This is a genomic window from Algibacter sp. L4_22, from assembly GCF_023473045.1.
In the GTDB taxonomy this organism is placed as follows: Bacteria; Bacteroidota; Bacteroidia; order Flavobacteriales; family Flavobacteriaceae; genus Algibacter.
The window spans coordinates 304,689-319,948 of sequence record NZ_JAMCOK010000001.1 but is presented as its reverse complement, the minus strand read 5'-3'; the positions used below and the strand labels follow the sequence as shown (position 1 = coordinate 319,948).

The following is a 15,260-nucleotide window of genomic DNA, read 5'->3' as shown; positions in this document are numbered from 1 at the left end:
TATTAAAACTGCTGAAGTATAATGCTTCGGCTAAAGTGAATTTATCTATGTTTAAAAATATTAAGAGTGACTTGCCAGCGAGTATAGTTGTATTTTTTGTTGCATTACCATTATGTTTAGGTATTGCATTAGCTAGTGGTGCGCCACTATTTTCAGGAGTAATTGCAGGCGTAATTGGCGGTGTTGTTGTTGGTAGTTTAAGTGGTTCTAACCTTGGTGTTAGTGGACCGGCTGCTGGGTTAGCAGCTATTGTTTTAACTGCTATTGGCACGTTAGGAGGTTTCGAAAACTTTTTAGTAGCTGTTGTTTTAGGTGGTGTTATCCAAATACTTTTTGGTATTTTAAAAGCTGGAGTTATCGGGTATTATTTTCCGTCTTCAGTTATTAAAGGGATGTTAACCGGTATCGGAATTATTATCATCTTAAAACAAATTCCACATTTTTTTGGTTATGATGCTGAGGTGGAAGGAGCCGATAGTTTTGTTGAAAGTTCTGGTGAGAATACTTTTTCTGCTTTACTAAATATTACCGATCATCTTATTTTAGGTTCGCTTGTTATTGGCCTAATAGGTCTGGGAATTATACTATTTTGGGATAAGGTTTTAGCAAAAAAAGCTAAAATATTTCAAGTTATACAGGGGCCTTTTGTAGCGGTTGTCTCTGGTATTATTTATTTTGTTGTAACGCAAGATAGTGATACATTAAGCATTGCTTCATCTCACCTTGTAAGCGTACCAATTCCAGAAGATTTTTCTTCATTCATAGGGCAGTTTAGTTTTCCTAATTTTTCGGAAATTACAAATCCTGATGTTTGGATTGTTGCTTTCACCATTGCTTTAGTAGCCAGTTTAGAAACTTTATTAAGTGTTGAGGCTACCGATAAGTTAGATCCACATAAAAATGTAACACCAACTAATCGCGAATTATTAGCACAGGGTACAGGTAATATTATTGTTGGTTTAATAGGTGGTTTGCCTATCACTCAGGTAATTGTGCGTAGTTCTGCAAATATTCAATCGGGTGGTATGTCAAAAATGTCGGCTATAATTCACGGATTATTATTATTAATATCGGTAGTGGTTATTCCTAAGTTATTAAACATGATTCCGTTATCAGTTTTAGCAGCTATTTTATTAGTTGTAGGATATAAATTAGCGAAGCCAAGTTTGTTTCTTAAAATGTATAAAATGGGTTGGAAACAATCTATTCCTTTTACAGTAACAGTTTTAGGTATTGTATTTATCGACTTACTTTGGGGTATTGGTTTAGGCTTAACTGTAGGTATTGTAGTTATACTTTTAAAAAGTTACCAGAATTCGCATTTTCTTCATATTGAAGATAATAGCAATGGTAAACATAAAATTAAAATGACTTTAGCTGAAGAGGTTACATTTTTCAATAAAGGTGCTATTTTAAAAGAGTTAGATAGTTTGCCGATCGATACAATTTTGGAAATTAATCTTATTAAAACGCGGTATTTAGATAATGATATTATCGAGATTCTTGAAGATTTTCTATTTAAAGCTGAAGAAAGAAATATTGACATTAAGCTTGTTTCTAAACGCGGTATTGTCGAAAATCCATCGAGTTTTATTAAGTTTTTTAACGAAAGAGAGAAGTCTAATTTGAGTTTAAGCTAAATCACTATGAAAAATAAGAAATTTAAAATTTTAGTGCTTTCAGATTTAAAGAAACACACTAATAGCACAATAACAAGCGCTGTTAGTTTGTCTAAAATGATAGATGCAGAGGTCGATTTATTTCATGTAAAAAAACCAACCGATGTTATAGGTACCGATAGTCAGTTATCGGCGATACGTGCTTTAAATCATGAGCAAAACCAATCGCGAAATAAAATTAAAGAAACTATAAACCCATTAAGCCAAACTTATGGCGTTAATATTACTTCTAATTTGAGTATTGGTAATGTGAAATCTGAAATTGAAGCTTACATAAAAGCAACAAAACCAGATATTATTGTTTTAGGAAAAAGAAATTCTAAGGTTATAAAATTAGTTGGTGATAATATTACCGATTTTGTTTTAAAAACCTATGAAGGTCCAGTAATGATAGTTTCTAACAAAAATTGGATATCGCCTGAAACCGATTTGCATATTGGTTTGCTAAATGGAAAATCTCAAGATTTTAATCAAGCCTTTACGGAAGATTTACTAGCTAAAACTAGTAAGCCTTTAAAATCGTTCAATATTGTAGATAGCTCGAATAAAGCAGAAGAAAACATTGATTCTTCTATCAATAAAGGCGTAGATTATGTGTTTGAAAAAAATGATAATACTATTAAGAATTTGGCGAATTACTTAGAGAAAAGTCATGTAAATCTATTGTTTATAAACCGTGCAGATAACACTGATGCAAGCGCTAACAATAAGGCGGAAGTTAAAGGTGTAATTAACAGCGTTAACGTGTCGCTCTTTATTACGGGTAGCACACAAAAATTAGCTGTTTAAAAATTAAATAAATAAAATATTATGAAAGCACATACAAAAGAAACACAATCGACAATGACTCCTGAAAAGTCATTACAATATTTAAAAGAAGGAAATCAAAGATTTCAAAATAATTTAAAAGCAAATAGAAACCTTTTAGAACAAGTAAACGATACCAGTTCTGGACAATTTCCATTTGCCACTATTTTAAGTTGTATAGATTCTAGAGTTTCTGCTGAGTTGGTTTTTGACCAAGGGTTAGGAGATATTTTTAGTATTCGTATTGCAGGTAATATTGTAAACGAAGATATTTTAGGTAGTATGGAGTTTGCATGTAAGTTGGCAGGCACAGAGCTTATTGTAGTTTTAGGTCATACTAGTTGTGGTGCTGTAAAAGGTGCTTGCGACCATGCCGAAATGGGTAATTTAACTAAATTAGTTAAAAAAATAACGCCTGCAGTTAAGGCTGTTTCAGAGCCTAAAGATGAAAGCTTAAGAACTTCGAAAAATTTAGAATTTGTTGATGAAGTATCACACATAAATGTGGAATTAATGATTGATAGAATTCATGCGGAAAGTCCAATACTTACCGAAATGGAAAAAAATGGAGAAATAAAAATTATTGGGGCTATGTATGATGTTAATACAGGAGCTGTAAGTTTTTATTAAATAAGCGTAAATAGTTAATTCCTTTATTAAAAAAAAATAAGTTGTGGTAGCATTAGCAGTGATGTTAATGTTACCTATATTTATATATGCTGAAGAAAGTGATTTAGTAAATTGGGTTATAGATGTTGGAAACAAAAACTAAAAAGCAATGGGCATCCTTTGCAAATTACAACACAGAAATTATGATGTTGTAAGCGGTTTAGGTTATGCCTTTTCGGAACACTTACGATTAGAGTTGGGGCATGTGAATTTGTTTTTTGAAACTCCTAACAGTGATTAAATCAATTAGATTGCTTTTGTTAATTTCTGATAAAAGAAGGTCTGCAATTTTTAAATCATTAAAAATTTAAGTTAACTTAGAGAAAAAGTTAAAATAAGGATATGAAGAACCTGTTCTCAAATATTAAAGGAGATGCCTTTGGTGGAATTACCGCAGGTATTGTGGCGTTACCATTAGCATTAGCTTTTGGAGTTTCGTCTGGTTTAGGGCCGGAAGCAGGTCTTTATGGAGCTATATTTATTAGTTTTTTTGCAGCATTATTGGGAGGTACTAATACACAAATTTCTGGACCAACAGCTCCAATGACGGCGGTAAGTATGGTTGTTATTGCTGGTATTGTTGCAGCAAACGATGGTAGCGTAGAAAAAGCACTGCCGGCTATTTTAACTGTTTTTATGTTAGCTGGGCTAATGCAGGTAGGTTTAGGTCTTTTGGGGCTTGGTAAATACATTAGGTATATTCCTTATCCAGTAGTATCTGGGTTTATGACGGCTATTGGTGTTATAATTCTTTTAACTCAAATTTTACCATCTATAGGTTATTACCCAAAGGAAGATGTTGAGTTTGTAGCACAATTTAAGCCACAGGCAGAAGAGGTGATGCTTGAAAATATTCTTAAAGAAGAAGCCGGTGAAGGTATATTAGTACTCGAAAATTTTAAAGAAACTATTAGTCAGGCCGAAAGTATTACTCCAGAGCAAATACTAATCGAGTCGCAAACCTTGGCTGCTAAAGAAGCCTCCGGAACGGTTGGTGCTATTAAAGTTTTGCCGCGTGCATTGCAAAATATTGATTGGCTAGAATTGGCTTTGGCATTAGCAACCATATTTATAATTTATGGTTTTAAACGTATTACCAAAGCGGTGCCAAGTACATTAGTTGCATTGGTTGTGGTCTCGGGTATTGCCTATGGGTTTAATTTAGGTTATCGACGTATTTCTGAAATCCCTGGTGGCATTCCAGTCCCTAAACTCGAAATGTTTACAAGCTTTAGTTTAGGTAGTGTAACGCCTTATGTGTTTACTGCACTTACTTTAGCCTTATTAGGTGCTATAGATTCACTTTTAACAAGTGTGGTTGCAGATAATATGACAAAAACTAAACACAAACCAAATAAAGAATTAATTGGTCAAGGAATAGGTAATAGTATTGCTGCACTTTTTGGAGGTATTCCTGGAGCAGGTGCTACCATTCGTACGGTTGTAAATATTAATGCAGGGGGGAAAACCAAGTTATCCGGAATGATTGCCGGTATTATGTTATTAGTAATTATGTTGGCTCTTGGACCGATAGCATCAAAAATTCCTGCTGCTGTTTTAGCGGGTATTTTAATAACTGTTGGTATTGGGGTTATGGATTATAAAGGTTTAAAAGCCATTCCTAGTTTGCCGAGAGATATTAAAATAGGGCCTTTAAAACTAAGTTCCGAAGTGTTAATTATGCTTATTGTATTAGTGTTGTCAACCTTTTGGGATTTAATTTATGCTGTAGGTATTGGTTTAATTATTGCCTCATTAATGTTTATGAAGAAAATTGGAGACTTAACAGCCGAACGATCGGATGTGAAATCTTTAAAAGAAGAAACTTGGGCAGATGAAGTTGGTTTTCCCGAAAACTTGAAAGAAGAGGTTTTTATCAAACACCTTAAAGGACCATTATTCTTTGGTTCTACAAGCGATTTTCAGGCCTTGACATTACAAATTCCGAATACAGCTAAAACCGTTATTTTAAGGTTAGGTCGTATGCAGTATATGGATCAATCGGGTTTATATGCTATGGAAGATATGCTTCAGGAGCTTAAAAAGAATAATGTTGAAGTTCTTTTTGTTGGTTTACTAAGACAGCCGCAATACATGATGGAACGTATTGATATTATTCCAGATTTTATTCCAAATGAACATATTTTTAAAGATTTTAAATCTTGTTTACAATGGGTGAAAAGTAATATAACAGATATTAATTAACCTAATCTTACTTTCTTAGAGAGGAAAAAATATAAAATATGGATTTAGATAAAGTATTTAAAAGTAATGAAGATTGGATTAAGAAGCAATTAGCTATTTCAGAAAATTATTTTGAAGACTTAGGGAAAGGGCAAAATCCAGAATTATTATATATCGGCTGCAGTGATAGTCGTGTAACAGCCGAGGATTTAATGGGTTTAGGTCCTGGAGAAGTTTTTGTACATCGTAACATTGCTAATATGGTTATTAGTATAGATTTAAATGTTATGTCTGTAGTAAACTATGCTGTAGATCATTTAAAAGTTGATCATGTTGTTGTTTGTGGTCATTACGGATGTGGAGGGGTTAAAGCTGCAATGCAATCGGCAGATTTAGGTATTTTGAACCCTTGGTTACGTAATATTCGTGATGTTTATAGAATTCATAAATTAGAATTAAATAGCATTGAAGATGAAGAGAAAAAATACGATCGTTTGGTGGAGCTTAACGTAAAAGAACAGTGTGTTAATCTTATTAAAACGGCAGCTGTACAAAAGGCTTATAGAGATAGAGGTTTACAAGTGCATGGTTGGGTATTCGATTTACATACTGGTAAATTAATTGATTTAAAAATCAATTTTGAAAAGTATTTACATGATATTATGGAAATTTATCATTTAGATTAGTATAATCTTTAATTAGTTATATAAAAAAAGACCCGATAGATTTTAAAATCTATCGGGTCTTTTTTAGTCTTTAAAGTTTACTTTTCAACTTCAACCCATTGCCCTTTAGTTCTTACTAAAAAGTCATTGTCATACATAGCTTCCGCTTGAATTCCGTATAAATAGTAAGTTCCTAAATACGATGCATTCAGCATTACATTAAACGTTTTGGTGCTATATTTTCCTTTTTCAGATAAATCAAAATAGAAGTTTACACGATCATCACGAATATCAGTAAAACGAGCTTGGCTTGTTGTACTACTGCCAAAAGCTGTAAATCGTGTATTTACAATTTCCCATCCCGATGGAAATATTTGTGTTAATGCAATATCGTTTACGCTAGAATCTTTCAAATTACTAACCTGAACGGTTGCCACAAAATCTTGACCTTGTTGTAGTTTTGAAATATCCATTTTATTTCCGTCTAAATCTTTATAGATAATAGAAACACTTAAACCACGTTGTTCCACTAATTCGTTACCCAGTGGTAATTTTCCGGAGTTTAAAACACGTACATAAACCAAGTTCTCTTTTTGGTTAGTAAACGTTATGGTGTTGGCGCCATTGTTTACTTGTAACTCACGTTGTGCAATAGCGCTTTTAGAAGTTATGGTTTCTTCTTTTCCATTAATAGAGTAACTTAAATTAAGTGCTTTTCCACCGTTAGCGTTTACCATTTTAGCCATAGCTAATAAGCTGAAGGCTGTGGTTTGTGTGCTCATCCAGTTATCGCTCGATAAATCTTTAGCAATCGTTTCTGCGAGATCACGCATTTGGGTGTTTTTGGTAAGTACCATAGTTTCTAAAGCCATGGCACGATTTCTATCTACCGATCCGTAAGTGTAATAGTTGTTTTTTAAAGGTTTGAAGTTGATATTTGCCGATTGTGAAATATTATCACTTGCCTCCTTTTGTCCTGCTAACGCATAAGCAGCAGCTAGGCGCCATTTAGCTTCGTTAGAGATTTCGCTAAATTCACGTAAACGGTTCATACTCGATAAATCTGGACTTCCAGCCAGGGCTAAAGTGTATAGACGATAAGCTTGTGCTAAATCGGAATTATAACTGCGGTAACTTGGTCGCCAATCTCGAGCCGATTGTGTTTGATATTTTATCCAATTACTTTTAAAAGTTAGTGGTAATACAAAACCTTTCTTTTCGGCTTCAATCATAAAATGACCCGCATAACTTGTTCCCCAATCATTGGCTGAGTTTTCACCAATCCAATAACTTAAACCTCCATTTGGTCTTTGAAAATGACCTAAACGTTTAATACCTTTTTCAATATTAGTTTGAATATCTTTTTTCTTATCAAAAGTAAGATCGAAAATATTGCCTAAAAACAATTGAGGAAACACGCTCGATGTGGTTTGTTCTACACAACCATGCGGATATTGGATAAGATACTGCAAACGACGTGAAAAGTCCATTGGAGGCAAGGTTGAAAACTCTATTGTTGCTGCATTTGTTCCAGCAACACCAAAGGTTGATAAATTGAGAGTTTCACTTGCATGCGCTTCTAGAGTTTTATCGATAACTTTAGATGTTATTGGGTTAGGGTTTACAACATCTAATTCTACTTTATAGGTGGATTTCTCACCATTTCCAGTTGCAATAACTTCTACAGTATTTATCCCTTTTGCTTTACTAACATCGAGTTCAAAATACGTCATTTGTTCATCGGGCTTCGCAAAAGTTAATACTTTCTTCTGTTCGCCAACAACCGAAATTCCGTTGCTTAGTTTTAAGCTAATACTTACGTTTTTTACTTTTGGCTCCATAGCAAAAACCGTTACCGGAAGCGTTACTTTCTCGCCTGGGCTCAACTTCCGCGGAAGCGTTGCTAAAACCATTAAAGGCTTTTTAACTTCAACAGATTTGTCGGTACTACCGTAAGCTTCATTTTTATTATCGCCTGCAACCACCATGGTACGCACGGCTCCAATATAATTTGGTAGTTTTATGCTGTGGGTTTTCTTTTGTCCTGCTTCTAATTTAAAAGGGCCTAAAAAAGTAACAACAGGCTTAAAACGGTTGGCTTTTTTATTCTTTCCGCCAGCTGCGCTGCCATCGCCACCAATTGCAAAAACTTGATCGATACTACCAGAATATGCACCAATAACATCATCGAAAACATCCCAAGTTTTTACACCCAAAGCTTCACGTTTATAGAATTCGTTCCATGCGTTTGGTGTTTTAAACCGGGTTAGATCTAATAAACCCTCTTCTACCATAGCAATGGTATATGTCATAGGTTTATTGTTTTTTTCTGAAATTTTTACATCAAATATTTGCTCTGGACGTAGCGCGTCTGGCATAGCTAATTGTGGCTCTAGTTTGGTTTCTGGATCTTCTACCATAATAGGGATTATACCATATAAACGTATTGGTAAATCGTTAGCCGAAATAGCATGTGGCTGTAAAAGAGATATGTTTACAAACACATTTGGAGCCATATCTGGTGTAATGCCAATATTTACAACGGTTTCTCCTTTTTGAGTTTTTACCCACTTGCGATCTAAAACTTCGGTACCGTTTTCAATACTTACTAAAGCTCGACCTTCACTACCTGAAGCAAAGGTTATTTTCGCTGTTTCTCCAACATTATATTTTTCTTTATCAGCAGAAAAAACAAGCATTTTTGCAGCTTCTTTATCTTTTGATCCCGAATTTTGCCACCAGTTTTTATAGAAATAAACGGTACGGCCTGTAGCATGACCACTAATAGGGTCGGAAATTCTTATTAAATAACGTCCGCGCTCGTTATTTGGGATTTTTAAGTTGAAAGTACCTTTGCCTTTTGAATCTGTACTTATTTTTGAATTAGAATATGGCTTATGGTAACTACTAGAAACGTAGCTCGATAAATCATCGTATGATGAATTCCACCACCAACGCCATTCGATTTTATAGACTTTAACCTCAAGGTTATTTCGTTTAACGGGTTTACCATGGGCATCGACTACAACAACATCAAAAGTTTGATTTTCATCTGTAAAAAATGATCCATAAGCATTGCCTTTAGGTGAGCGTAAACCCACAAAAGACTCATAAGGTGCATATTGTTTGGTAAAGGCATCCATAGAGAAATCGCCTCCATTTTCAAAGGCACGTACCAAAAACTGTACATTAAGCATACCTGGTGCATTTTTCCCAATGGTTAATTTATTATCAATTTGTGCTAAACCATTTTCATCTACTTTACCATCAAAAATAATGGTTTCTTCCGTTTGAAAATTACGTGTAGGATCGTTAAAAGTGTATTGCTTATAGTTCTCGAAAGCAGTAGATGCCGTGCTAAACTTGGCTTTAATTTCTGCTTTTAGGTTTTTTCCAACGGCACCATGTAGCCACTTTACATCTAATGTTCCTTTTAGAGGATTGTTATTTGTTAAAATATCATCTTCAAAATTGACTTTAATTTTTAGCCGGTTTGGTTTTACCGTTTCAATTTTCAATCCTTTATAAAATGTAGCACCACCAACCGAAACTTTTGCGTTGTATTGGCCTGTTTTATCCTCTTGGGCGGTTGGTACAGTAAATTTAAAAACATTGTTTAAGTTATCTGTTGTAACTTTTTTATAAACTAATTTTCCGTTAGGATCGGTAATTTCTAGTTTTACAGGATGACCGCTTGGTAATTTATTAGCATTATCATTCAGCATAAACGTTAAATGTAACGTGTCACCTGGTCGCCAAACGCCTCGCTCACCATAAATGTAACCTTTAAGTCCGCGTTGTAATCGATTTCCGGAAACATCAAATTTACTTAACGACAACGAGTTTGCGTCGTGAAGCTTTATATAAGTAGTGTTTTTTCCTTTGGAAATAATAGCGAAGGCTGCTTTTTTATCAGAATCTATTAAAGTTAAGCCTTCTTCATCCGTATTTCGGCTAGCTAATTCTTGTTGCTGAAAATTATAAATAGAAACTTTAGCATTCGCTTCTGGCTCTGTATTTAAAATATTAGTTACTGCAAAATAATAAGAGTTGTTTGCACCTTGTTTTACTATAACACCAAGGTTTGAAGCTAATAAATTTTGTGATACAATTTTGTTTTCGTTATAGTAAGCTTCGTGACATGGGTTGTTTTCTTCACGCCAATTATAGCTGTAATCTTTATAACGGTATGTTATATTGTCCCAATAGGCTTCCTCTCGTAATTCCTCATCTTCAGAATCAACCTCGGAATAATCACCTTCATAATATTCTTCTTCGTAATAATCATTGTAGTCATCATCTTCGGAGTTTGACGTTGTTGGGTTAGCTTCACAATCGTACAAAGAATAACTTTTATTATAACTTAATTCAACGCGATAAATAGCACCTGCATCAGCTTTAAAAAACTGAGATAAATCGATGCTATAAGCTTTCCATTTCCCCGTGTTTTCGGCTACAGATTGTAACTGAATGGTTTGTTTCGCAATACGGCGACCAACCTTTTTTATATCGTATTTATTATTAGAGTTTAGGTTGTTATCTTGAAGAAACTGAAGCACATTATCTTCAAAAATTTTGATAATACGTACATCTACTGCGCTTAAATTAACGGCTTCAAAATTGAATTTTAATTCCTCGGAATTTGGTAAAATGGTACCATTACTAATTAGTCGTACTTGAGGTTTTAGTTCTTCGAAAGCTATAGTTTCCGAAAACATTTTTTTCAATTTATAGCCATCGGTGTTTTTTATACCTTGGAAAATATCAACCTGAATGTTACCCACTAATTTGCTTGAGGGATACACTTTTAAAACATTTCCGTCAACAATATATTTTGAGTTTTTACTTTTTTGAATAGTCACTAAACCATCAAAATTTTGTTGCTTTTTTAAGGGATCGGAAAAGTTAATTGATAAATGCTGTTCGGGCGATTGAATCACGTCTACTTCAATAATTGTAAAGTTATTAACACCAGGAATGGTAATTATATTTTCACCTTCATTAGAAGCTTTTATGGCTTTTCCATTCCATTTAACTAGAATGTTATCGTCTTCTATCTTTCTATTGATGCTATCAATTTTAAATTCGAAATATTTTGCAGTTTCGCTCGCTTCATTAAAAACAATATTTAATTTTTTTCCGCTTTGCGTGGCTTCAACTAAAGTTTTAGCATCATTAATAGAAATAATATCGGCCGATTTGATAACGCCTTCAAGGTATTGCCATTTTTTGCTGTAAGATTGCAAATTATTGGTTTCAATATTAAAATTTGGTGCAATAGTTTTAAACTGAAACGTATAATCCTTAAAGCCAGCTGGCATGTTTTTGTATATGTCTCCAAGTTTTATGGTAACGGCATATTCTGTGTCGGGTTCTAAATGTTCGTCTGGAGTAAATAGTAATGTATGGTTGTTCCCAACAGTAAGTTTACCTTCAATGTGTGGTTTTGTGATTACAATATTGTCGGTTATTTCCTGATTCATTTCCCAACCTTCAACAGGTTTAGTTAAATTAATTTGAATAGGATTGGCAACCGAAGTTTTTCCTGAAGTTGTGTAACTGATGTAGTCTCTAAATTTGAAAATGTTATCGGTTTCGACTACTTTCTTTTTACAAGAAGCAACAATAGCGACAAGAATGACGAAGATTAAAAGTTTTTTAAAAGACATAAATAGACGAGTTAAATGAAAATGAGCGCTGTTTTATGAGGGTAACAGTGAGGTCTGTTAATAAAACACCTTCGCTTTTTAATATTTAGGTTTTTTGGTTTTGTTAAATTGTTTATAAAGTTAAACGTTTTTGATGATTTTGATTGATTTTATGATGAAAAAAGCAACATTATTCTTAGTCGAATTTAAGAGTAAATATCAGTAAATACGGCTTTTTAATAGTATATTCGTAAAAGAAATTAAACAAAAACTATAAATCTGTAATAGATGGAAGCTATAGCAAGTGAATTTGGAATACACGACGCAATAAAAACCTTAGGTGTTCAAACTATAAATGAAGGAACATCAACAGGTTCTAACCAGTTTTCGCATAGCGATGATGGTGCCGTTATTGAGAGTTTTTCGCCTGTAGATGGGCAATTAATTGGTAAGGTTAAAACAACATCTCAAGCCGATTTTGATTTGGTTATGCAAACGGCAACTTCTGCATTTAAAACATGGCGAACTATGCCTGCACCGCAACGTGGAGAAATTGTACGCCAATTTGGAGATAAATTACGAGAAAAAAAAGAAGCTTTAGGTAAACTGGTTTCTTATGAAATGGGAAAGAGTTACCAAGAAGGTCTTGGAGAGGTTCAAGAAATGATTGATATCTGTGATTTTGCCGTAGGTTTATCGCGCCAACTTCACGGATTAACCATGCACTCCGAACGTCCTGGGCATCGCATGTACGAACAATACCATGCTTTGGGTGTGGTTGGTATTATTTCGGCTTTTAATTTTCCTGTCGCTGTTTGGGCTTGGAACACCGCTTTATCATGGATTTGCGGAGATGTTTGTGTTTGGAAACCTAGTGAAAAAACACCCCTTTGTGGTATCGCTTGCCAAAATATTGCAGCCGAAGTCTTTGCTGCAAACAATTTACCAGAAGGTATTTCTTGTTTAATAAATGGCGATTATAAAGTTGGTGAATTTATGACCAAGGATACTCGAATTCCTTTAATCTCTGCAACTGGATCTACTAGAATGGGGAAAGTTGTTGCTCAAGAAGTTGCAGGACGATTGGGTAAAAGCTTACTAGAACTTGGTGGAAACAACGCCATAATTGTAACACCAGATGCCGATATAAAAATGACGGTTATTGGTGCTGTTTTTGGTGCGGTTGGTACTTGTGGGCAACGTTGCACATCGACTAGAAGATTAATAATTCACGAAGCTATTTACGATAAAGTAAAAACAGCCATTGTAGATGCTTATAAACAATTGCGTATTGGAAATCCACTAGACGAAAACAATCATGTTGGTCCGTTAATTGACGTCGATGCTGTGAATATGTATAAAAATGCTTTGCAAAAAGTAGTTGAAGAAGGTGGGAAAATTATAGTTGAAGGAGGTGTGCTTTCGGGAGAAGGTTACGAAAGTGGTTGTTATGTAATACCGGCGATTGCAGAGGCTAAACCCGATTTTAAAATTGTACAGCATGAAACATTTGCTCCTGTTTTATATGTGTTGAAATATTCGGGCGATGTTGAAAATGCCATTGATATTCAGAACGAAGTGGCTCAAGGTTTATCATCGGCTATTATGACGAACAATTTACGGGAAGCTGAACGTTTTCTGTCTGTTTTAGGGTCAGATTGTGGAATTGCTAATGTAAATATTGGAACTTCTGGTGCTGAAATTGGTGGCGCTTTTGGTGGAGAAAAAGATACAGGTGGTGGTCGAGAATCTGGTTCGGATGCTTGGAAAGTATATATGCGACGACAAACAAACACGATTAATTATACAACAGAATTACCTTTGTCACAAGGTATAAAGTTTGATTTATAACATCTAAAAAATTACTTATTTAAAAAGTTGCATTTCTATAAATGTGACTTTTTTTGTTTTATTGTTTCTTAATGTATGAGCTAAAGTGTTATATTGTAAACACTTATATTTTACTAACTAATAAACAAAGTCTAATGAGTAAAAAAACATCCTATCTTTTAGGAATTATACTCACTATTATTCTCGGTACAATTTTGTATTATTTTCTATGTTGTAGCGTATGCTGTGGCAAGGAAACGTGTAAACAAAAACAAAATGAGACTAAAAGTGTTGTAACTCCAGAAATTAAAGAAGTAACCAAAAACGCATTCGCAATTAGTGATGCTAACGGTGATTTTAACTTAAATTTGAATGACAACTTTAATTTTAAAACATCAAATTTTTCAATTTTACAACCCGTTTCTAGTAATATTGGAGATGGTGTATTAAAGTTGAAAGACTATCTTTTAACAAACCCATTAAAAACTGTTGATATTACAGGTTTTTATAAAAGTGATGAAACTAATAATTCTGCATATCCAAATCTTGGAATAGCAAGAGCTAATGAAGTTAAAAATTACTTGGTATTACATGGTGTTTCTTCTAAACAAATAGATACAAACGGAAAATTAAATGATGCTATTAATCCAGATGAAAATAGTACGTTATTTGGTCCATTATCATTTGGAGTGTTAACGGCAGATGCATCAGATACATCCTCTATGGAAGCTTTAAAAACGGCATGTGATGCTATTAGAGAAAATCCATTAGTATTACATTTTCAAACGGGCCAAGCTTCTATTGCTTTAACTGCGGATCAACGTCAAAAAATTGCCGATATATCACATTGTGTAGATAAATTGGGTGTAAAAATGCAAGTTGTAGGGCATACCGATAATACAGGAAATGCTGCAAAAAATGTTGTTTTAGGACAACAACGTGCCGATTTTGCTAAAGACTATTTAACTAAAAATGGTATTTTAGAAAGTAACATAGAGACATCATCTAAAGGACCACAAGTTCCTATTACAGATAATGCTACTGAGGAAGGTAGAGCAGAAAACAGAAGAACAGTAATTACAATTAACTAAAAAAATAAAATTATGAATTGGTGTATATTAATCCCATTATTAGTAGGTGCTATTTGCGCAATATTAGGTTACTTATTAGGTAAACTTTTAGGCGGAGGAAACCATGACGAGTGCAATACAAGAATTGCGAAACTTGAAGCAGACTTAAATGCTTGTAAATTGAGTAAAGTGTCTTTAGAAGGTGATTTAAAAACAACAAAAGCTTCATTAACATCATCTGTTTCTGCAGAAGCTTCTGCTAAGGCATCTTTAGAATCGACTAAGGCGTCGTTAGCTTCATCATTATCTGCAGCAGCAATAGCTCCTGTTGTTCTAAGTGTGTTTGATGGCGCGGCAGCAAAAGCAGTTTTTGGAAAAAAAATAAAAGAAAACGATTTAACGGTTGTTGAAGGTATTGGACCAAAAATTCAAGGATTATTTCATGATCACGATGTTAAAACATGGAAAGCATTATCAGAATGTAGTATTGAAAAATGCCAAAGCGTCTTAGATTCAGGAGGCGAACGTTATAAAATTCATAAACCAGGTACATGGCCAAAACAAGCAGGGTTAGCTTCTGAAGGTAAATGGGCTGAGCTTTTAAAATGGCAAGATGAATTAGATGGCGGTAAGTAATACTTTAAGTCTAAAACTATAATGTTAAAAAAACGTTTATTCCGATAGCTATCGGAATAAACGTTTTTTTTT

General features: G+C 34.0%; 10 protein-coding genes. 9 read left to right on the top strand and 1 reads right to left on the bottom strand.

The features are described from left to right. Nucleotides 1-47: 47 nt before the first annotated feature. The 6 genes from M4I23_RS01380 (at nucleotide 48) to M4I23_RS01360 (ending at nucleotide 6,025) form a co-directional block, all read left to right on the top strand. Nucleotides 48-1,640: a SulP family inorganic anion transporter gene (locus M4I23_RS01380; protein ID WP_158846166.1), complete on the top strand. Its 1,593-nt coding sequence runs from the start codon at nucleotides 48-50 to the stop codon at nucleotides 1,638-1,640. Nucleotides 1,641-1,646: 6 nt separating this feature from the next. Beyond that, entirely contained in the window at nucleotides 1,647-2,468 is an 822-nt protein-coding gene (locus M4I23_RS01375; RefSeq protein ID WP_158846164.1) for a universal stress protein, read from the top strand. A gap of 21 nt (nucleotides 2,469-2,489) precedes the next feature. Beyond that, on the top strand, nucleotides 2,490-3,116 hold the full coding sequence (locus tag M4I23_RS01370; protein ID WP_249753178.1) for a carbonic anhydrase family protein: 627 nt from the start codon (nucleotides 2,490-2,492) through the stop codon (nucleotides 3,114-3,116). 148 nt (nucleotides 3,117-3,264) lie between these two features. Continuing rightward, entirely contained in the window at nucleotides 3,265-3,396 is a 132-nt protein-coding gene (locus M4I23_RS19780; protein WP_262922202.1) for a hypothetical protein, read from the top strand. Between the two features lie 101 nt (nucleotides 3,397-3,497). Further along, nucleotides 3,498-5,360, top strand: a complete 1,863-nt coding sequence (locus M4I23_RS01365; RefSeq protein WP_249753177.1) for a SulP family inorganic anion transporter — start codon at nucleotides 3,498-3,500, stop codon at nucleotides 5,358-5,360. 38 nt (nucleotides 5,361-5,398) lie between these two features. Next, nucleotides 5,399-6,025: a carbonic anhydrase gene (locus tag M4I23_RS01360; RefSeq protein ID WP_158846158.1), complete on the top strand. Its 627-nt coding sequence runs from the start codon at nucleotides 5,399-5,401 to the stop codon at nucleotides 6,023-6,025. A 77-nt stretch (nucleotides 6,026-6,102) separates the two neighbouring features. Here the strand turns inward: M4I23_RS01360 and M4I23_RS01355 are convergent, their stop codons facing one another. Next, on the bottom strand, nucleotides 6,103-11,673 hold the full coding sequence (locus M4I23_RS01355) for an MG2 domain-containing protein (protein WP_249753176.1): 5,571 nt from the start codon (nucleotides 11,671-11,673) through the stop codon (nucleotides 6,103-6,105). A 267-nt stretch (nucleotides 11,674-11,940) separates the two neighbouring features. Here M4I23_RS01355 and M4I23_RS01350 point away from each other — a divergent pair, with 267 nt between their 5' ends. From M4I23_RS01350 to M4I23_RS01340, 3 genes are all read left to right on the top strand, one after another. Beyond that, nucleotides 11,941-13,503, top strand: coding sequence for an aldehyde dehydrogenase family protein (locus M4I23_RS01350; RefSeq protein ID WP_249753175.1), 1,563 nt, complete (start codon nucleotides 11,941-11,943; stop codon nucleotides 13,501-13,503). A 134-nt stretch (nucleotides 13,504-13,637) separates the two neighbouring features. Continuing rightward, nucleotides 13,638-14,573 (top strand): OmpA family protein, encoded by a 936-nt coding sequence (locus tag M4I23_RS01345; RefSeq protein WP_249753174.1) that lies wholly within the window; start codon nucleotides 13,638-13,640, stop codon nucleotides 14,571-14,573. A gap of 12 nt (nucleotides 14,574-14,585) precedes the next feature. Further along, nucleotides 14,586-15,188: a hypothetical protein gene (locus M4I23_RS01340; RefSeq protein WP_249753173.1), complete on the top strand. Its 603-nt coding sequence runs from the start codon at nucleotides 14,586-14,588 to the stop codon at nucleotides 15,186-15,188. Nucleotides 15,189-15,260 lie beyond the last annotated feature (72 nt).